Annotated in this window: 18 protein-coding genes; 9 read left to right on the forward strand and 9 right to left on the reverse strand. The window is 62.5% G+C overall.

Going from position 1 to position 17,888, the window contains the following annotated elements; translation table 11 throughout:
• Window positions 1-30: 30 nt before the first annotated feature.
• The 5 genes from mreC to AB1E33_RS08915 are packed head-to-tail and all read left to right on the forward strand — an operon-like array spanning window position 31 to window position 5,500.
• Entirely contained in the window at window positions 31-942 is a 912-nt protein-coding gene (gene mreC, locus AB1E33_RS08895; RefSeq protein WP_372576906.1) for a rod shape-determining protein MreC, read from the forward strand.
• Window positions 935-1,474, forward strand: coding sequence for a rod shape-determining protein MreD (locus AB1E33_RS08900; protein WP_372576907.1), 540 nt, complete (start codon window positions 935-937; stop codon window positions 1,472-1,474). Before mreC ends, AB1E33_RS08900 begins: the two co-directional genes overlap by 8 nt.
• Entirely contained in the window at window positions 1,471-3,417 is a 1,947-nt protein-coding gene (gene mrdA / locus AB1E33_RS08905) for a penicillin-binding protein 2 (RefSeq protein WP_372576908.1), read from the forward strand. Before AB1E33_RS08900 ends, mrdA begins: the two co-directional genes overlap by 4 nt.
• On the forward strand, window positions 3,414-4,553 hold the full coding sequence (gene rodA / locus AB1E33_RS08910; RefSeq protein WP_372576909.1) for a rod shape-determining protein RodA: 1,140 nt from the start codon (window positions 3,414-3,416) through the stop codon (window positions 4,551-4,553). The genes mrdA and rodA overlap by 4 nt, the downstream gene beginning before the upstream one ends.
• 14 nt (window positions 4,554-4,567) lie before the next feature.
• On the forward strand, window positions 4,568-5,500 hold the full coding sequence (locus AB1E33_RS08915; RefSeq protein WP_372576910.1) for a 2-hydroxyacid dehydrogenase: 933 nt from the start codon (window positions 4,568-4,570) through the stop codon (window positions 5,498-5,500).
• Between the two features lie 31 nt (window positions 5,501-5,531).
• On the opposite strand, the gene AB1E33_RS08920 is transcribed toward AB1E33_RS08915, so the two are convergent.
• From AB1E33_RS08920 to AB1E33_RS08945, 6 genes are all read right to left on the reverse strand, one after another.
• A complete protein-coding gene (locus AB1E33_RS08920) occupies window positions 5,532-7,544 on the reverse strand; it encodes a M3 family metallopeptidase (protein WP_372576911.1) in 2,013 nt (670 codons plus the stop codon).
• A 36-nt stretch (window positions 7,545-7,580) separates the two neighbouring features.
• The gene (locus tag AB1E33_RS08925; protein WP_372576912.1) at window positions 7,581-8,639 is read right to left on the reverse strand and encodes a HesA/MoeB/ThiF family protein; all 1,059 of its coding nucleotides are present in this window, start codon (window positions 8,637-8,639) and stop codon (window positions 7,581-7,583) included.
• The gene (gene dut, locus AB1E33_RS08930; RefSeq protein WP_372577267.1) at window positions 8,639-9,094 is read right to left on the reverse strand and encodes a dUTP diphosphatase; all 456 of its coding nucleotides are present in this window, start codon (window positions 9,092-9,094) and stop codon (window positions 8,639-8,641) included. Before dut ends, AB1E33_RS08925 begins: the two co-directional genes overlap by 1 nt.
• Window positions 9,095-9,109: 15 nt before the next feature.
• Entirely contained in the window at window positions 9,110-10,306 is a 1,197-nt protein-coding gene (gene coaBC, locus AB1E33_RS08935; RefSeq protein WP_372576913.1) for a bifunctional phosphopantothenoylcysteine decarboxylase/phosphopantothenate--cysteine ligase CoaBC, read from the reverse strand.
• Between the two features lie 81 nt (window positions 10,307-10,387).
• Window positions 10,388-11,209 carry a ChaN family lipoprotein gene (locus AB1E33_RS08940; protein ID WP_372576914.1) on the reverse strand — a complete coding sequence of 274 codons (822 nt, stop codon included), beginning with the start codon at window positions 11,207-11,209 and terminating at the stop codon, window positions 10,388-10,390.
• A complete protein-coding gene (locus AB1E33_RS08945) occupies window positions 11,206-12,084 on the reverse strand; it encodes an RNA polymerase factor sigma-32 (RefSeq protein ID WP_372576915.1) in 879 nt (292 codons plus the stop codon). The genes AB1E33_RS08940 and AB1E33_RS08945 overlap by 4 nt, the downstream gene beginning before the upstream one ends.
• Before the next feature lie 77 nt (window positions 12,085-12,161).
• Between AB1E33_RS08945 and cobU the strand changes: the two genes are divergently transcribed.
• From cobU to AB1E33_RS08965, 4 genes are all read left to right on the forward strand, one after another.
• Window positions 12,162-12,707 carry a bifunctional adenosylcobinamide kinase/adenosylcobinamide-phosphate guanylyltransferase gene (gene cobU, locus AB1E33_RS08950; protein WP_372576916.1) on the forward strand — a complete coding sequence of 182 codons (546 nt, stop codon included), beginning with the start codon at window positions 12,162-12,164 and terminating at the stop codon, window positions 12,705-12,707.
• The gene (locus tag AB1E33_RS08955) at window positions 12,704-13,282 is read left to right on the forward strand and encodes a histidine phosphatase family protein (protein WP_372576917.1); all 579 of its coding nucleotides are present in this window, start codon (window positions 12,704-12,706) and stop codon (window positions 13,280-13,282) included. The genes cobU and AB1E33_RS08955 overlap by 4 nt, the downstream gene beginning before the upstream one ends.
• Before the next feature lie 60 nt (window positions 13,283-13,342).
• Window positions 13,343-14,032, forward strand: coding sequence for a glutathione S-transferase (locus AB1E33_RS08960; protein WP_372576918.1), 690 nt, complete (start codon window positions 13,343-13,345; stop codon window positions 14,030-14,032).
• 70 nt (window positions 14,033-14,102) lie between these two features.
• Window positions 14,103-15,617, forward strand: a complete 1,515-nt coding sequence (locus AB1E33_RS08965) for a YifB family Mg chelatase-like AAA ATPase (RefSeq protein ID WP_372576919.1) — start codon at window positions 14,103-14,105, stop codon at window positions 15,615-15,617.
• Here the strand turns inward: AB1E33_RS08965 and gshB are convergent.
• From gshB to rsmI, 3 genes are read right to left on the reverse strand one after another with little or no spacing between them, the layout of a single operon-like run.
• Entirely contained in the window at window positions 15,614-16,546 is a 933-nt protein-coding gene (gene gshB / locus AB1E33_RS08970; protein WP_372576920.1) for a glutathione synthase, read from the reverse strand. The two genes, AB1E33_RS08965 and gshB, sit on opposite strands and share 4 nt — an antisense overlap.
• A gap of 60 nt (window positions 16,547-16,606) precedes the next feature.
• Window positions 16,607-16,978: a YraN family protein gene (locus tag AB1E33_RS08975; protein WP_372576921.1), complete on the reverse strand. Its 372-nt coding sequence runs from the start codon at window positions 16,976-16,978 to the stop codon at window positions 16,607-16,609.
• A 1-nt stretch (window position 16,979) separates the two neighbouring features.
• Window positions 16,980-17,834, reverse strand: a complete 855-nt coding sequence (gene rsmI, locus AB1E33_RS08980; protein WP_372576922.1) for a 16S rRNA (cytidine(1402)-2'-O)-methyltransferase — start codon at window positions 17,832-17,834, stop codon at window positions 16,980-16,982.
• Window positions 17,835-17,888 lie beyond the last annotated feature (54 nt).

The raw sequence follows: 17,888 nt of genomic DNA on the forward strand, positions 1-17,888 counted from the left end.
CGACGGTAGGCGCCCACTGAGAGGAGCCCTTTGGCCAAGGACCGATCACAGCAAGAAGACTATTCGGGACCCCTGAAGCGTCTGCTGTTGGGGGTTGTACTGTTGTGCCTGATCGGCACTTTTCTAGTCTGGCGCATCGACAGCCCGCGGGTTGAACGGTTCCGCGCGCAGGTTACCGACAAGGTTGTGCCCTCGATGGATTGGGCGATGGTACCGGTCACTGCCACCATCAACCTGCTGCGCGATTTCCAGAGCTACCAGCGCCTGAGTGAACAGAACCAGGAGCTTCGCAGCGAGTTGCGGCGGATGCGCGCCTGGAAAGAGGCCGCATTGCAGCTGGAGCAGGAAAACGCCCGTTTGCTTGATCTGAACAATGTGCGGCTCGACCCACGCCTGACCTTTATCACCGGCGTGGTGATGGCCGATAGCGGCTCTCCCTTCCGACAATCGGTACTGTTAAATGTCGGCGCGCGCGACGGAATCGTGGATGGCTGGGCGGCGATGGACGGGATCGGGCTAGTGGGTCGGATCTCGGGCGTGGGACAGAACACGGCGCGGGTGATCTTGCTGACCGATGCGGCCAGCGCCATTCCCGCAACGATCCAGCCCTCGGGACAGAATGCGCTTATCGCGGGCGACAACTCCGCCGCGCCGGTTCTGGATTTTCTGGAAAACCGCGAGCTTGTTCGGCCCGGCGACCGGGTCATCACCTCGGGCGATGGCGGCGTCTTTCCGGCGGGGCTGCTGATCGGGCAGGTTGCGGCGGACCCGGCGGGCCGGTTGCGGGTGCGGCTTTCAGCGGATTACGAGCGGCTGGAATTCCTGCGGGTGCTGCGCCATCAAGGCACCGACCCGGTCACGGATCCCGGCGGCGTCGTTGGGCCGATGCGGCCGTCAGATACGGCGCTGGTTCCAGAGACCGGAGGAGATACTGATGGCTAGCCTCTCCTCGCGCGTCTGGCTTATGCGGCTTGTCTATTGTGGGCTGATGATCGTGATCCTGTTCTTTCACCTGCTGCCGCTGGACACGGTTCCACGGCACTTCGCGCCGCCCGACCTGTTCGTGGCCTTCACCTTCGCTTGGGTCACGCGGCGGCCTGATTATGTGCCGACCCTGCTGGTGGCGGCGGTGATGTTGACGGTCGACCTGCTGCTACAGAAGCCGCCCGGTCTACTGGCTGCAATGGTTGTGGCAGGTTGCGCCTTTTTGCGTAGCCGGGCAGCGACGCCCGCGAGTGAGACCAATTTCGCCACTGAATGGCTCACGGTTACCGGGGTGCTGTTTGCGATCTTTGCCGCCGACCGGGCGATCCTGGGTCTTACCGAGATCGGCGCGCCACCCTTGCTGCTTTCGGTATCGCAATTGGTTTTGACGATCCTGTTCTACCCGCTCGCAGTCGTCTTAAGTCAGGCATTGTTCGGGGTACGCAAGTTGAAACATTCGGACGCGGATGCTCTGGGAGCCAGATCATGAAACGCAATCTCAAGGAACTGGAATACACCCATCGTCAGGTGTCGCGCCGCGCGCTGTTTGTGGGCGGGTTGCAGGCCGCCTTCGTCGGCGGTCTGGCCATGCGCATGCGCTACATGCAGGTGGACCAGGCCGACGAGTTCCGGCTTCTGGCCGAGGAAAACAGGATCAACATTCGCCTGATTGCACCAGCCCGGGGGGAACTGTTCGACCGCAACGGCAAGATACTGGGCCAAAATACTCCGTCTTATCGGATTATCATCGTGCGCGAGGATGCCGGTGACGTCGAGAAGGTGATCAGCGATCTGTCCAAACTGATCTATCTCGATCCCGAAGACCTGGAACGCGCCCGCGCCGAAATGCGCCGCGCGCCCGCCTTTCTACCCATCACTCTGGCCGATCAAGTCACGTGGGAGGAGATTTCGAAAGTGGCGGTAAACGCCCCGTCCCTGCCTGGCATTACGCCCGAGGTGGGGCTGGCACGGCACTATCCGCAAATGAGCGATTTCGCCCATGTGATCGGCTATGTCGGCCCGGTCAGCGACTATGATCTGAGCCAGATGGAAGACCCCGAGCCGGTGCTGCGCATTCCGCGGTTCCAGATTGGCAAAGTTGGTCTTGAGGCCAAGCGTGAGGACCTGCTGCGCGGGCGTGCGGGCGCGAAACGGGTTGAAGTGAATGCCGGGGGCCGCGTTATGCGCGAGCTCAGCCGCCGCGAGGGCGATGCCGGGGCCGACCTGCAGCTGTCCGTCGATGGCGATCTGCAGCAATATGTGCAGGCCCGGCTGGAGGGCGAAAGCGCCAGCGCAGTGGTGATCGATTGCGAATCCGGTGACCTGCGGGCCATCGTCTCGGCGCCCAGTTTCGATCCGAACCTGTTCGTGCGCGGTATCTCGGTTGCCGATTACAAACGCCTGACCGACGATCCCTACCGCCCTTTGGCGAACAAGTCGGTGCAGGGAACATATCCGCCCGGATCTACCTTCAAAATGGTCACCGCTCTGGCTGCGTTGGAGGCAGGTGTGGTGGGCCCCGGGGATACCTCTTACTGTCCCGGTTTCCACAAAGTCGGCAATCGCCGCTTCCACTGCTGGAAACGGGGCGGCCACGGTACGGTCGACCTGCTGCTGTCGCTAAAACGCAGTTGCGATGTCTATTACTACGACGTGGCGGTGAAGACCGGTATCGACAACATCTCGGCCATGGCCAACAAGCTGGGCTTGGGGGTGAAGCATGATCTGCCTATGTCCGCCGTGCGCAGCGGATTGACGCCCACGCAGGCCTGGAAAGAGCGCGTTCATGGCGAAGGCTGGCTGGTCGGTGACACGGCCAACTCCTCGATCGGTCAAGGTTTCATGCTGGCCTCGCCGCTGCAGCTTGCAGTAATGTCGGCCCGGATCGCCACCGGTCGCGCAGTCACGCCCCGGCTGGTGAAATCCATCGACGGGGTCGAGCAGCCCTCGGGCGCGGGCGAGCCTCTGGACATCAACGAACGCAACCTGCGCTATATCCGCAATGCGATGTATGCGGTCTCGAACGACCGGCGCGGCACGGCCTACCGGTCACGTATCATCGAAGACGCCTATCGCATGGCGGGCAAGACCGGCACCAGCCAGGTCCGCAACATCACCAAGGCTGAGCGCGCCGCCGGTGTGATCCGCAACCGCGACCTGCCCTGGGAACGCCGCGACCATGCGCTTTTTGTCTGCTACGCCCCCTTCGACAAGCCGAAATACGCGGTGGCGGTGGTGGTCGAACATGGCGGCGGCGGCTCCAAAGCGGCGGCGCCGGTGGCGCGCGACGTGATGCTGCAGGCGCTCTACAACGGCAATCCCCCGCTGGAGGCCTACCCGTCCAAGGATCGCGAGGGCATCAAGGAGCAGCAAGAGCGGCTGGATCGGCTGCGCGACGGCATCGCGCCCTCGGATGGCAGTGATCGCGCATGAGTTATCTTGAACATAACGTCAAATCGACGCCGAGCGGGCTGCGAAAGATCTTGTTCATGAACTGGCCACTAACGCTGCTTTTGATCAGCGTCGCCTCGGTTGGGTTCCTGATGCTTTACTCGGTGGCGGGCGGCTCCTTCACGCCCTGGGCCGAGCCGCAGATGAAGCGGTTTGCGCTGGGTCTGGCGGTGATGATGATCGTGGCGATGGTGCCGATCTGGTTCTGGCGCAACATGTCGGTGGTGGCCTATCTGACCTCCATCGCGCTGCTATTTGCGGTGGAACTGGTCGGCACGGTGGGCATGGGCGCCCAGCGCTGGATCGATCTGGGCTTCATGCGGCTGCAGCCGTCTGAACTGATGAAGGTCACGCTGGTGATGCTGCTGGCCGCCTATTACGACTGGCTTCCGGCCAAGCGCACATCGCGGCCCATCTGGGTCATCCTGCCAGTCCTGCTGATCCTGTTTCCCACTTTCATGGTGCTGCGCCAGCCCGATCTTGGCACCGCGATCCTGCTGCTGGCCGCGGGTGGCGCGATGATGTTCTTTGCCGGAGTCCACTGGGCCTATTTCGGTGCCGTGATAGCGGCGGGCGTGGGGCTGGTCGCTGCCGTGTTCAACAGCCGAGGAACCGATTGGCAATTGCTCAAGGACTACCAGTTTCGCCGGATCGACACTTTCCTTGACCCTTCAACCGACCCTCTTGGTGCGGGCTATCACATCACTCAGTCCAAGATCGCGTTGGGATCGGGCGGCTGGTCCGGGCGTGGCTTCATGCAGGGCACGCAATCACGGTTGAACTTCCTGCCCGAAAAGCATACCGATTTCATCTTCACCACCCTGGCCGAAGAATTCGGCTTTGTCGGCGGTTTCTCTCTGCTGGTGCTTTATGCGCTGATCATCATCTTTTGTGTCGCCACCGCGCTGGCCACGCGTGACCGGTTCTCGTCGCTGGTCACGCTGGGGATCGCGGTGAACTTCTTTTTGTTCTTTGCAGTGAACATGTCGATGGTGATGGGACTGGCGCCGGTGGTGGGCGTGCCCCTTCCGATGGTCAGTTATGGCGGTTCGGCCATGCTAGTGCTGCTGGCCGCCTTCGGACTTGTTCAAAGCGCCCATATTCACCGGGCCAGATAGGAAAGAATGCGCTGATGAGTGTCAATGTGCTGTTTTCCGCCCACGCGGATCGCTGGCCCCAATATCGCGAACTTCTGACCAGCGCCATTGCCGCCACCGACGTTGAGTTCCGCCTCGCCACCGATTTCGACCTCGCCGAGGTGGATTACGTCGTCTACGCGCCCAATAGCGGCCTCAGGGACTTCACGCCGTTTGCGCGCCTCAAGGCAGTGTTGAGCCTTTGGGCGGGTGTCGAGAGCATTGTCGGCAACCCGACCCTGACCGTCCCGCTGGCGCGGATGGTGGATCACGGCCTGCAACAGGGCATGACAGAATGGGTGACGGGCCATGTGTTACGACACCATTTGGGCATGGACCGCCACATCACCGGGCAGGATGGCATCTGGCGCACAGATGTGCCGCCGTTGGCCCCGGACCGCACTGTCTGCATACTGGGACTTGGCGAACTGGGTCAGGCCGCAGGCGAATCCTTGGCGAGCCTCGGCTTCAATGTCACCGGCTGGAGCCGCACCCCCAAGTCGATCCCCGGAGTGACCTGTTTCGACGGCGCGTCAGGTTTGCAAGCAGCGCTGGAAAGTGCCGAAATCCTCGTCCTGCTGCTGCCCGACACTCCCGCGACCACCAACATTCTCAATGCCGAAACATTTGCAAGGCTGCCGCGCGGGGCGGTGGTCATCAACCCCGGACGTGGCCCACTGATTGATGACGACGCACTGCTCGTCGCACTGGGAAGCGGCCACATCGCTCATGCAACGCTGGATGTGTTCCGGACCGAGCCGCTGCCCCCCGATCATCCCTATTGGTCGCACAAGCAGGTCACCGTCACCCCGCATATCGCGTCAGAAACCCGCCCGGAAACAGCGGTTCTCGCGATCGCCGAAAACATCCGCCGTGGCGAGGCGGGTGAGCCCTTCCTGCATCTGGTGGATCGCACCTTTGGGTACTGAGCACCCCCAGGTGGATTCGTTCCGCCGGGGCTTACGCCGCCAATCCGCGTCCCCTCAGCAGCGCCTCGACTCCCGGCAAGCGGCCCCGGAACGCGGTGTAAAGCTCTTCGGGTTCCTTCGAACCGCCGGTGGAAAGGATATGCGCCTCAAGCGCGCTGGCGCGTTCCGGGTCGAACGCCCCGCCCGCCTCTTCGAAGGCGGCGAAGGCATCGGCATCCATCACCTCTGACCACATATAGCTGTAATAGCCCGAGCTATAGCCGTCGCCGGCAAAGACATGGGCAAAATGCGGAGTGGCGTGGCGCATGCCGATCGCGGCAGGCATGCCGATCCCGGCCAGAACCTCGGCCTGCCGCGCCATCGGGTCCGAAGGGGCCGCCCGTTCGTGGAAGGCCAGATCGACCAGCGCCGAAGCGACATATTCTACCGTCTGGAACCCCATGTCAAAATTTGCCGCCGCCAGCACCTTGTCCAGCAAGTCGTGCGGCATCGCAGCGCCGGTCTCGGCATGGGTGGCAAACTCTTCCAGCACCTCGGGCACTTCCAGCCAGTGTTCATAAAGCTGGCTGGGCAGTTCCACGAAATCGCGTGCCACCGAGGTGCCCGAAATACTCTCATAGGTCACATCCGACAGCATCTGGTGCAGCGCGTGGCCGAATTCGTGAAACAGCGTGCGCGCGTCGTCATAGCTCAGCAGCGCTGGTTCACCCTTGGCGAAATTGCACACATTGATCACCACTGGCGTCTGCGCTTTCGGAAACTTCGCCTGCGACCGCATCGCACTGCACCACGCTCCAGACCGCTTCGAACCGCGCGCGAAATAGTCACCAATGAACACCGCCACATGCGCGCCATCGCGCGTCACCTCCCACGCTCGGCAGTCGGCGTGATAGAGCGGCACATCCAGCGGTGCAAATTCAAGATCAAAGAGTCGATTGGCGCAGGCAAAGGCCGCCTCGATCATGCGGTCGAGCTGCAGGTAGGGCTTTAGCTCTGCCTCATCGAGATCATGCTCGGCCTTGCGGCGTTTCTCGGCATAGTAACGCCAATCCCATGCCGCGAGCGGACCGTTGACGCCGTCGGCCTGCATCATTGCGGTCAGCTTTTCTGCATCCGCATCGGCCTGTGCCTTGGCCGGGGTCCAGACCTGCATCAGCAAATCGCGCACCCGTTCAGGAGTACGCGCCATTTCGGTTTCCAGCTTGTAGGCGGCGAAACTGTCATAGCCCAGCAAGTGCGCGCGTTCCTCGCGCAGTTTGAGAATCTCGGCGGCAATGCCGCGATTATCTGTTCCCCCGCCATTGGCCCCACGCGCCGCCCAGGCGCGATAGGCTTTTTCGCGCAGATCGCGGCGCGGTGAGAATTGCAGGAACGGCACGATCAGCGAGCGGGATAGCGTGACCACTGGGCCTGCAGCTTCTTTTTCAACCCCTGCTGCACGGGCGGCCTCGACCACGAAATCGGGCAATCCTTCGAGATCGTCTTCGGAAAGGTCGATGAACCACGCGCGCTCATCAGCGAGCAAGTTCTGGGTGAAGTCGGTGCCCAGCGTGGCAAGCCGCCGCTTGATCTCTTTCATCCGCGCCTCGGCCTCGCCTTCCAGCGCCGCACCGGCCCGGACAAACCCGCGGTGGGTCAACATCAGGACCCGCTGCTGCTCGTCGCTCAGGTTCAGGCTGTCGCGGGCCTCCCAGACGGCAGCGATGCGCCGGAAGAGGAGTTTGTTGCCCGAGATGTCCGCAAAATGCGCCGCCAGACGGGGTGAGAAATCACGCTGCAATGCTTCGCGCGCCGGGTTGCTGTCAGCACCCGCAACCGTGAAAAACACTGACAGAACCTTGTCGATATCCGCGCCTGCCGCTTCCATCGCTTCGACGGTATTGGCGAAATCGGGGGTATCGGGGTTGCTGGCAATGCGGTCGATCTCGGCGTTATGAGCCGCAATTGCACGGTCCAGCGCGGGGGCAAAATCGTCATCCGAGATCGTATCGAAAGGTGCGATAGCAAAGGGCGTGGCCCAGTCGACGAGGATCGGGTTTGTCATGCATGTCTCCTTTGCGGGTCAAGCTAGGCGCGCGGATCAGGATGGTCCAGTGTGAGGCGCTCCGCAGATCGGGCAATCGTCGCGCTTTTTCAGCACGATCTTGCGTGTCTCGCCATAAAGTCCGTCATAAATGAGCATTTCGCCGCGCAGGGGTGCGCCTGCCCCGGTGATCACCTTGATCGTCTCCAGCGCCATCATTGAGCCAATAACCCCCGGCAATGGTCCGATCACCCCTGCCTCGGCGCAGGAGGGAGCGAGACCAGCTGCCGGCGCCTCGGGAAAGATACATTGATAACAGGGGCCGGCATATTGCGGATCGAAAACACTGATCTGACCTTCCCATTGCGACAACGCGCCTGAGATCAGAGGCTTTTTCTGCGCCACGGCGACGCGATTGGCCAGATAGCGGGTGTCGAAATTATCGGTGCCGTCGAGGATCAGATCGTAATCTGCGAACAGGTCTGCCACGATCTCCTCTGTCAGGCGGCGGTGATAGGGGCGTACCACCACTTTGGGGTTCTGCGCCTCCATCGCCTTTTGTGCCGAAAACACTTTCGGAATTCCGATATCGGCGTCCCGGTGGATCACCTGCCGCTGCAGGTTGGCGTTCTCCACGACGTCGTCATCAATCACGCCGATGGTCCCCGCGCCCGCCGCCGCCAGGTATTGCAGCGCGGGCGCACCCAGCCCGCCTGCACCGATGACCAGCACCCGTGCCTGTTTCAGCCGCTTCTGCCCCGGTCCACCAAGTTCTCGCAGAACGATATGGCGGGCATAGCGCTCCAACTCGGTGCCCGAAAACGCCCCACCCGGCTTTGCAGGCAACTCGGTTTCTGCCTTCACGACCTTGGCCCGCATGCCCGAAACGAAACGGCCATAGAGCACCGCCACCACGCCGAACCCCGCAAGCAGCAGCCAGAGCGCGGGTGACGTTCCAGTCATCGCACGCACCGGGTGCCCGACCGGCAGCAGAAGCTGCAGGCAGAGCACCACCAGAAACAGACCCGCGACGACACGGATCCGGTTCCGCCGGGGCACATCCAGCATCCATCCCAAACCCCAGAGCGCCGCCGCGAGGGCAAAAACCAGCAGCATCAGGCAGTTCCAGTCGACCCGAACCCGCCGGCACCACGCCCGGTGTCAGACAGGCCATCGACTAGATCGAACCGCGCCTGCACAACCGGGGCCACGACAAGTTGTGCGATGCGGTCGCCATGAGTGATCTCGAATGCCTCGGTTCCGGCGTTCATCATGATCACCCCCAACGGACCGCGATAGTCGCTGTCGATGGTTCCGGGCGTATTGGGCAGGGTAATGCCGTATTTCAGGGCCAGCCCCGAACGTGGGCGAATCTGAACCTCATAGCCAGCGGGGATCTCAACGCGCAGCCCCGTGGGCACCAGCGCCCGCGATCCCGGCTCCAGCACAATCGATCCGCGGTCGGGCAGGCTGGCGCGCAGATCCGCGCCCGCCGAGCCGGTGGTTTCGTAGCTGGGCAGTGGAACCAAAGCGTCGGCCCCCTCTTCGCGGATCACCCGAATGGATAACATGGACATCTCTCCCCTTCAGTCGGCCAGCGCATCCGCGATGCGGCGTGCGAGTTTCTGTGCCACCACATCTTTCGGCATGCGCGGCCATTCTTCGGCACCGTCATCGGTGATCAGGATCACGGCGTTTTCGTGACCGCCCATGATGCCGGTTGCCGGGCTGACATCATTGGCCACGATCCAGTCGCAGCCCTTGCGTGTCCGCTTGGACGTGGCATTCGACATCACATCTTCGGTTTCAGCGGCAAAGCCCACAACAAGCGGTGGTCGGTCTTCTTCCAGATGCGACACGGTCTTGAGAATGTCGGGGTTCTCCGCAAATTCCAGCGCGGGCACACCATCGCGGGTCTTCTTGAGCTTGCGGTCCGAGGCGCTGGTCACCCGCCAGTCGGCGACGGCGGCAGTGAACACGCCCGCATCGACTGGCAGCGCCGCCTTGACCACCGAGGCCATGTTGCGTGCCGTCTCGACCCGGATCACCTCGACCCCTTCGGGAGGCGGAACGCTGGCCGGGCCCGTGACGAACACCACTTCGGCCCCCAGCGCCGCCAGTGCCCGGGCAACTGCCGTGCCCTGCGCGCCGGAGGAACGGTTGGCGATGTAACGCACCGGGTCGATGGGTTCATGGGTTGGGCCAGAGGTGACGAGAATTCGCCTGCCCGCCAGTGGCTTGTCGCCCAACACGCTGTCGATTGCCGAGAGTATCTCGGCGGGTTCGGCCATCCGCCCCGGCCCGAACTCACCGCAGGCCATGTCGCCATCGTTGGGCCCGACAAAGCGAACTCCGTCGGCGGCAAGCTGCGCCCGGTTCCGCTCGGTCGCCGGATGGGCCCACATCCGCACGTTCATCGCAGGCGCGATCAGCACCGGCGTGTCGGTGGCCAAGAGCAGGGTCGAGGCCAGGTCATTGGCCAAACCACCCGCCATCTTGGCCATCAGATCAGCTGTGGCGGGGGCTACCACCACCAGATCGGCAGCGCGCGACAGCTGGATATGGCCCATTTCAGCCTCGTCGGTCAGATCAAAGAGATCGCGATAGACCTTCTCACCGGTCAGGGCGGACAGCGACAGCGGTGTGACAAATTCCTCGGCCGCGCGGGTCAGCACCGGCGTTACCGAAGCCCCGCGCTCGCGCAGACGCCGGATCAGTTCCAGCACCTTGTAGGCGGCGATACCACCCCCGATGATCAGCAGGATTTTCTTGGATGCCAGCATCACGGCCTCTCGAGGTTCAAAAATTGCGCCAACACTAGGCATGCGGGCCAAATTTCGCCAGAGCCGAATCCACCTGTGGGATCACTCAAAAGTCTTGCAGGGATCCTCGCGCTCGGCGGGGGGGCTGTCGATCACAGCATCAAAATCGCCATCGAGCCTGCCATCCTCGGACTGACCCAAAACAAAGACATTCACACCGGGCCGCCTGCGGGCAAGATAGACCGGGATGCCGCGGTCCTTGCGGGCGTGCCCGTTGCCGGTAATCACCACCACCGGTGCGCCATCATCGTCTAGCGCCTCAATCGTGGCGCGGGCCAGCACAGCGTCGCGCAGACGCTGTACTTCGACCATCTGTGGCAACATCTCTTCGGGCAGCGCCTCGCAATGGGCGGCGTGCTGATCGGCGATCCGGGCCGCCTGCTCCTCAGGCGGCAAGGGCACAGTCAGACCATAGCGCGCGGCATCCGCGCCCAGCGCAACAGCCGCGCCGCGCTCCATTGCGCTATGTGCCGCGACCCGCGGCACCAGCGCCCCGTGCAGCGGCGCATCTGGGGCGGCGCGGAATATGTCCAGATACATCGCGAGCGGCGGCCAGCCCAATTCCTCCCATTTCAACTCGATCGCCAGCTTCTGTTCGTCGGAAATGAGGTTGCGGTTAACCCGCACAGCCCCTTCGGCGGTCAGCATCTCCCACACCACCGCATTGGGCTGCAATGCGCGCACCGCCTCGGCCTGTATCTGGTGGTGGCGAGGATTGTCGTGAAACTCGCCCAGAATCACCACATCGGCCTGTTTCATCCGATCCAGTATGTCCTGGGGGATCAGGTCAGACGCAAAAGCCGCCCGAAACGGGGCGGCCAGGATTACGGCAACGGCAACAAGCCAAACAAACGCATGTCTCATGCCAGCAAGTCTTGCACCTCTCTGGACTGCGCTTCAAGGCTCTTGCGCATCTTCTGGAACGCCGCCGCCTCAAGCTGACGAATACGCTCCTTGGACAGGCCAAGTTCCTGTCCCAGACTCTCCAATGTCCGCGGTACATCGCGCAGCTTGCGTTCGCGCACGATAAAGCGTTCCCGTTGGTTCAGGCGCTGCATGGCGGTCAGCAACCACTCACGCAGTTGCTCCCTATCATGGCGATGTTCAACGGTTTCAGCCGCCTGTTCGCCATCATCCTCGAGCGCGTCGATCCATTCGCGCCCATCCTCGTCCGCCGCCTGCACCGCGTTGAGCGAAAAGTCCGACCCGGCCAACCTGCCATCCATCATTTCCACGTCGCGCAGCGGCACGCCGATTTCCGAGGCGATTTTCTGATGCAACTGGTACCGGTCCAGCGCAAGACCATCCGAGGCGGCCTCACGCTCCAGCCGGGCCTGCACCCGGCGCATGTTGAAAAACAGCGATTTCTGCGATGAGGTCGAGCCAGTGCGCACCATCGACCAGTTGCGCATCACGTAATCCTGAATCGAGGCCTTGATCCACCAGACCGCATAGGTCGAAAAGCGCACGCCGCGATCGGGGTCGAACTTGTCGGCGGCTTTCATCAGACCAAGTCCGGCTTCCTGGATCAAGTCGTTCATAGGCGCACCATAGCGCTTGAACTTGGCCGCCATCGAAATCGCCAGCCGCATATAGGCCGTGATCAGACGGTGCAGTGCCTGTTCGTCGCGCTCATCCCGCCAGGCATAAGCAAGCTTCAACTCGGTCTCGGCATCAAGAAGCTCAGCCTTCATAGCCTGTCGCGACATCGACATGTCATTAGAAGTGTCCAGTGCCATTCAGTCCTCCCAGAGTGCCGGCAATACCACGAGCGCTTGTTTTGCGCGTTTGAAGTAGATACGCAGGTTCGCGGCATATGGATCAGTTCCGAGGTAAGCGTTTGTTTCCGAAATACAGCCTGGTACTGGGGGGCGCGGCCTCGGGGAAGTCGGCATTTGCCGAACATCTGTCTGTTATCTCAGGGAAAAATAGGTACTACATCGCCACATCACAAGTGTTTGATGATGAGATGCGTGTCAAGATCGACCGCCATATCACTCAGCGCGGCGTGGGCTGGACAACGATCGAGGCCCCGTATGATCTAGCTCCGGCCCTCGGCGGTCGCAGGGGCGACGAGATCTGCCTGATTGATTGCGCGACCATGTGGCTGAGCAATCACATGCTGGCGGAAAACGATCTGCAAGCCGAACAGACCCGACTGCAGACCGCCTTGCGCAACTGTCCGGCGAACGTAGTGATGGTGTCGAACGAGGTGGGCCACGGGATCGTTCCCGACAATGCCCTGGCCCGGCAGTTTCGCGAGGCACAAGGGCGATTGAACATCGCCCTGGCGGGTGAGGCCGATCTGGTGGTGCAGGTCGTCGCGGGTCTGACACAGGTTCTGAAAGGCCAGCTGCCATGACTCGGTTGCATCTTGTTCGACATGGCCCGACCCATGCCAAGACCATGGTGGGCTGGTCCGACCTGCCCGCCGATCTGAGCGACACCGAGGCGGTCGCGCGACTGACGGCGCATCTTCCGGGCGAGGCTCTAGTGATCTCGTCAGACCTGATCCGCGCAGTCGAAACCGCAACGGCCGTTGAAACCGGGCGCACCCGCCTGCCCCATGACGAAGCCCTGCGCGAAATCCATTTCGGAGACTGGGAACTGCGTGCCTTTGACGAGATCGAAGCCGAAGACCCCGACCGCATCCGCGCCTACTGGGAACAGCCCGGTGATGTCCGCCCCCCAAATGGCGAAAGCTGGAACGAGGTCTGCGCGCGCGTCGATACCGCCATCGACCGCCTGATAGCCGCTTATACCGGCCGGGATCTGATCGTTGTGGCACATTTCGGTGTGATCCTGACGCAGTTGCAGCGGGCTTTGCGGCTGGACGCAGACGAGGCTTTTGCCCATCGCATCGACAACCTGTCAGTGACCGAGATCGCGCATTCCACCACGGGATGGTCGGTAGGCCGCATCAATCACCGCCCGTGATGCCCCCTCTCACAATTCAGCGTTTTACCGGCACTCAGCCCTGCGCCTAGACTGCCGGTCATGACCTATGATCTTTATATCGGCGACCGCCTGTTCTCCAGCTGGTCCCTGCGGGGCTGGTTGATGTTCGAAAAATTCAACATCCCCTGCCGCATCCACATGACCGAGCTGTTCTCGGGAAATCTGTCCGCAGGATTGCAGGATATGGCGCCAGCGCGCCTTGTGCCCTGCATCCGGACGCCAGAGGGCAGCGTAGTCGGTGAAAGCCTTGCCATGGCCGAAACACTGGCCGAGCGACACCCCGAAGCCGGATTGTGGCCCGCAGAAACCGCGGCGCGGGCAACCGCCCGCTGGATGTGCGCGGAAATGGCCAGCGGTTATGCCAGCCTGCGGGGTGAATGCCCGATGCAGTTGCTGCATTTCTACAAGGGCTTTCAGGCCTCCGCCGAGACCCAGGCGGATTTGGGCCGGATCGAAACGCTCTGGGCCCATGCCCGCACTATATCAGGCGCGCAAACAGGCGCGTTGTTTGGTGAATACTCGCTGGCCGATATCTTCTACACGCCCGTCGCGGCGCGCATTGTGGGCTACGGGCTGTCAGTCTCGGACCAGAACCGCCGCTATTGCGAGGGATTGTTGACAGATCCTGCCGTTCTAGCGTGGCGCGCGCAGGCATTGAGCGACGACGCGAAATACGACCAGTTCCCCTACCCGATCGATGCCGAGATAGGTCCCTGGCCGCTATCCTAATTCGATCCTTCGTTAACCGATCTTAAACCATGCGCGCGGTAGCAATCCCCTGTTAACCAAGTGGGGAAGCATGGTCGCGCGCACCTATACCGTCGCCTTTCAGGGAGTCGAGGCCCGGCCCGTCGAGGTGCAATGCGCCGTCACGCCCGGCCTGCCGGCCTTTGCGGTGGTGGGACTGCCGGACAAAGCGGTTTCCGAGGCGCGCGACCGGGTCCGCAGCGCGCTCAGCGCCATGGCCATCGCGCTGCCCTCGAAACGGATCACCATCAACCTGTCACCCGCCGATCTACCCAAGGAAGGCAGTCATTTCGACCTGCCCATCGCGCTTGCCCTGCTCGCCGCGCTGGAGATCGTCCCGGCGGACGCGGCCGAGACCACGCTGGCGCTGGGAGAGCTGTCGCTGGACGGCTCGCTGGTGCCGGTAGTGGGCGCGCTGCCCTCGGCGATGACCGCTGCTGAAGAGGAACGCACCCTGCTCTGCCCCAAGGCATCCAGCGCTGAGGCCGCCTGGGTTGGTGCAGCGCAAGTGATCGGCGCGGACACCCTCGCCGCCGTGGTCCGGCACTATACCGGCCAGGCACCTCTGACCCCCGCCGTACCGGGTGAGGTGACGCAACCCGATTCCCAACGCGACCTGCGCGATGTCAAAGGGCAGGAACGCGCCAAGCGCGCGCTCGAGATCGCCGCCGCCGGGAGACACCACCTGATCATGATCGGTTCACCGGGCTCGGGGAAATCCATGCTGGCCGCACGGCTACCCGGCCTGCTTCCACCGCTGACAGCGATCGAGGCGCTCGAAACCTCGATGGTCCAGTCGCTTTGCGGACTGCTTGACGAGGGCGGGATCAGCCGCTCGCGTCCGTTCCGCGAACCGCACCATACCGCCTCGATGGCCGCGATTGTGGGTGGTGGCAAAGGAGCCAAGCCGGGTGAGATCTCGCTGGCTCATAACGGGGTGCTCTTCATGGACGAGTTTCCCGAATTTCCGCGCACGGTGCTGGAAACCCTGCGCCAGCCGATCGAAACCGGCGAGGTCATGGTCGCTCGCGCCAATGCGCATGTGAAATACCCTTGCCGCTTCATGCTGGTCGCCGCGGCCAACCCCTGCAAATGCGGACATCTGGCCGATGCGTCGCGCGCCTGTTCGCGCGCGCCGATCTGCGGCGAGGACTATCTGGGGCGCATCTCAGGCCCGCTGATGGACCGGTTCGATCTGCGGCTGGAGGTGCCCCCGGTCGGATTCGCCGATCTCGATCTACCCGCAAGCGGCGACAGTTCGGCCACAGTCGCCACGCGGATCGCCACCGCACGCAAGATTCAGACCAACCGTTTCGCAGACCATGACGGGTTGCGCCAAAACGCCGATGCCGAAGGCGGCGTGCTCGAAGAGATCGCCACGCCGGATGCCGAAGGCAAGAAGATGTTGTTGAATGCCGCCGATCGGGTCGGCCTGTCGGCACGCGCCTATCACCGCGTGCTGCGTGTGGCACGCACCATCGCCGACCTAGACGGGTCAGGACATGTCCGCCGCCCGCATGTAGCCGAAGCGCTTAGCTTCCGGATTTCGGCACGGGTCGCGGCCTAGACCCGTGCTTCGATGGCCTGCCAGATTTTCTCGGCGATATTGACGCCGTCGAAGCGCTCAAGTTCCTGAATACCGGTGGGCGAGGTCACGTTGATCTCGGTCAGATAATCCCCGATCACGTCGATGCCGACAAAGATCTGGCCCTTTTCCTTTAGCAGAGGACCAATGGCGGCGCAGATCTCGAGATCGCGCTCGCTCAGCCCGATCTTTTCGGGCCGCCCGCCCACATGCATGTTAGAGCGGGTCTCGCCCTTGGCAGGCACCCGATTGATCGCGCCAACCGGTTCGCCGTCCACAAGGATCACCCGCTTGTCGCCATTGCTGACATCGGGCAAAAATTTCTGCACGATCAGCGGCTCGCGGCTGAAGCCGGTGAACAGCTCGTGCAGCGACGTCAGGTTGCGGTCATTGGCATCCAGCCGGAACACACCAGCACCGCCATTGCCGTAAAGCGGCTTGAGGATGATATCGCCATGGCGGGACTTGAACGCCTTAATCGTGTCCAGATCGCGGGCAATCGTTGTGGGTGGTGTCAGATCGGGAAAATCCAGCACCAGCAGCTTTTCGGGATAGTTGCGCACCCAGAACGGATCATTGACCACCAGCGCCTGCCCATTGAGCCGATCCAAAAGGTGAGTCGAGGTGATGTAATGCATGTCAAAGGGCGGATCCTGGCGCAGCCAGACAACGTCGAAGTCTGCCAGATCCACTTCTCTCTCGGGCCCCAGAATGGCCGGGTCACCCGCGATACGCTGCACACTCATGTCCTGACCGCGGGCAGTGACGCGCCCCTCATCATAGGCCAGCTTATCGGGGCTGTAGAAGAACAACGAATGGCCGCGCGCCTGCGCCTCCTCGGCCAAACGGAAGGAACTGTCGGCATTGACGTCCACGACCCCGATCGGGTCCATCTGAAAGGCTATCTTCATGGCGCGCTCCTCATGATCTGCCCGCTACATGGCGCAGCCGGGCGGCAGGTTCAATGGGGATCACATCTGACCAAAGGCGTTCTCGATGATTTGAAACCCGCCCAAGCCGTCTACAAGCGCCACATCAAACCGCGCCTCGGAGTTTTGGCCAGCAGGCTCATTCGCCAAAAACTCTTCCGCAGCCGAATAGATACGCTGCATCTGCCTTGCGCCCAATGAAGCCGCGGCCTGGGCAAAATCGCGACTTTGCTTGACCTCTGCAAAGATCAGCCCGCCGGGTCCGCGCAGGATCAGGTCAATCTCGCCCGCTGCACCCCGCCATCGACGATGGATGATTGTGAAGCCCTGATCGCCATAGGCCGAGGCAATGCGATCCTCGGCGGCCTCTCCGGTGCGATGGTTCAGATATCCGCGCCATACCCGATCTGACATGTTACGTTTTGCCAAGCTTCAGCGCCTTCTGGTAAAGCGGGCGGCGCGGCAGGGAATACATTCGTGCAACCAATTCCGCCGCATCCTTGACCGAATGTGCCTCAAGGGCCGTTAACAAAGCGTTTTCGACATCCTCCTCACTGGCGGCGGCCTGCCGGGCGCGGTCCACCAGAACCACGATTTCACCCTTCACACCCTGCGCTTTCAGCGCGGCGGCAAGTTCGGACAATGTTCCTCGCCGAACCTCTTCGAACTTCTTGGTTAGCTCCCGGCACAGTGCCGCCTGCCGGTCGCCCAGCACCGCCGCCATATCGGACAGACTGTCCGCTACCCGTTTGGGCGATTCGTAAAAAGCCAGCGTTCCGGGCACATCGCGCAGCTCTTCCAGGCGCGTGCGCCGAGCCTTTGTCGCATTCGGTAGGAAGCCCGCGAAGAAGAATGCGTCGGTCGGCAATCCGGCCAGCGTCAGTGCCGCCAGAACCGCCGACGGCCCCGGAGCCACCGTCACATTATGCCCTGCCTCGGCTGCAGCGCGGCTCAGGTCATAGCCCGGATCAGCAATCAACGGCATACCCGCCTCGGAGGCATAAGCCACTGACTTCTCCGTGGAAAGGGCTTCCAGCAGCCGCGCGCGCGCGCCCGCGCCGCTATGGTCGTGATAGGCCACAATCCGCCGCCCTTCGAGCGGCACGCCATGAATATCCATCAGGTGGCGCAAACTGCGTGTATCCTCGGCTGCGATCACGTCGGCAGAGGCCAGCACATCCAATGCGCGCAGCGTGATGTCGCGGGCCGTCCCGATCGGTGTGGCAACAAAGTAGAGGCCGGGGGACAATCGGAGTTTCTGGAAATTCAAAGCTGGACCCGCCTTTCATGACGTTTATTATCGCGGCCTGTCCGCAGGCGGCCG

Origin of the sequence: Ruegeria hyattellae, assembly GCF_041537925.1 — a bacterium.
GTDB lineage: Bacteria > Pseudomonadota > Alphaproteobacteria > Rhodobacterales > Rhodobacteraceae > Ruegeria_C.

Excerpts from the sequence above, each read along its gene's own strand:
- AB1E33_RS08900 (WP_372576907.1), top strand. The coding sequence starts at position 935 with ATGGCTAGCCTCTCCTCGCGCGTCTGGCTTATGCGGCTTGTCTATTGT.
- mrdA (WP_372576908.1), top strand. The coding sequence starts at position 1,471 with ATGAAACGCAATCTCAAGGAACTGGAATACACCCATCGTCAGGTGTCG.
- rodA (WP_372576909.1), top strand. The coding sequence starts at position 3,414 with ATGAGTTATCTTGAACATAACGTCAAATCGACGCCGAGCGGGCTGCGA.
- AB1E33_RS08915 (WP_372576910.1), top strand. The coding sequence starts at position 4,568 with ATGAGTGTCAATGTGCTGTTTTCCGCCCACGCGGATCGCTGGCCCCAA.
- AB1E33_RS08920 (WP_372576911.1), bottom strand. The coding sequence starts at position 7,544 with ATGACAAACCCGATCCTCGTCGACTGGGCCACGCCCTTTGCTATCGCA.
- AB1E33_RS08925 (WP_372576912.1), bottom strand. The coding sequence starts at position 8,639 with ATGCTGCTGGTTTTTGCCCTCGCGGCGGCGCTCTGGGGTTTGGGATGG.
- dut (WP_372577267.1), bottom strand. The coding sequence starts at position 9,094 with ATGTTATCCATTCGGGTGATCCGCGAAGAGGGGGCCGACGCTTTGGTT.
- coaBC (WP_372576913.1), bottom strand. The coding sequence starts at position 10,306 with ATGCTGGCATCCAAGAAAATCCTGCTGATCATCGGGGGTGGTATCGCC.
- AB1E33_RS08940 (WP_372576914.1), bottom strand. The coding sequence starts at position 11,209 with ATGAGACATGCGTTTGTTTGGCTTGTTGCCGTTGCCGTAATCCTGGCC.
- AB1E33_RS08945 (WP_372576915.1), bottom strand. The coding sequence starts at position 12,084 with ATGGCACTGGACACTTCTAATGACATGTCGATGTCGCGACAGGCTATG.
- cobU (WP_372576916.1), top strand. The coding sequence starts at position 12,162 with ATGGATCAGTTCCGAGGTAAGCGTTTGTTTCCGAAATACAGCCTGGTA.
- AB1E33_RS08955 (WP_372576917.1), top strand. The coding sequence starts at position 12,704 with ATGACTCGGTTGCATCTTGTTCGACATGGCCCGACCCATGCCAAGACC.
- AB1E33_RS08960 (WP_372576918.1), top strand. The coding sequence starts at position 13,343 with ATGACCTATGATCTTTATATCGGCGACCGCCTGTTCTCCAGCTGGTCC.
- AB1E33_RS08965 (WP_372576919.1), top strand. The coding sequence starts at position 14,103 with ATGGTCGCGCGCACCTATACCGTCGCCTTTCAGGGAGTCGAGGCCCGG.
- gshB (WP_372576920.1), bottom strand. The coding sequence starts at position 16,546 with ATGAAGATAGCCTTTCAGATGGACCCGATCGGGGTCGTGGACGTCAAT.
- AB1E33_RS08975 (WP_372576921.1), bottom strand. The coding sequence starts at position 16,978 with ATGTCAGATCGGGTATGGCGCGGATATCTGAACCATCGCACCGGAGAG.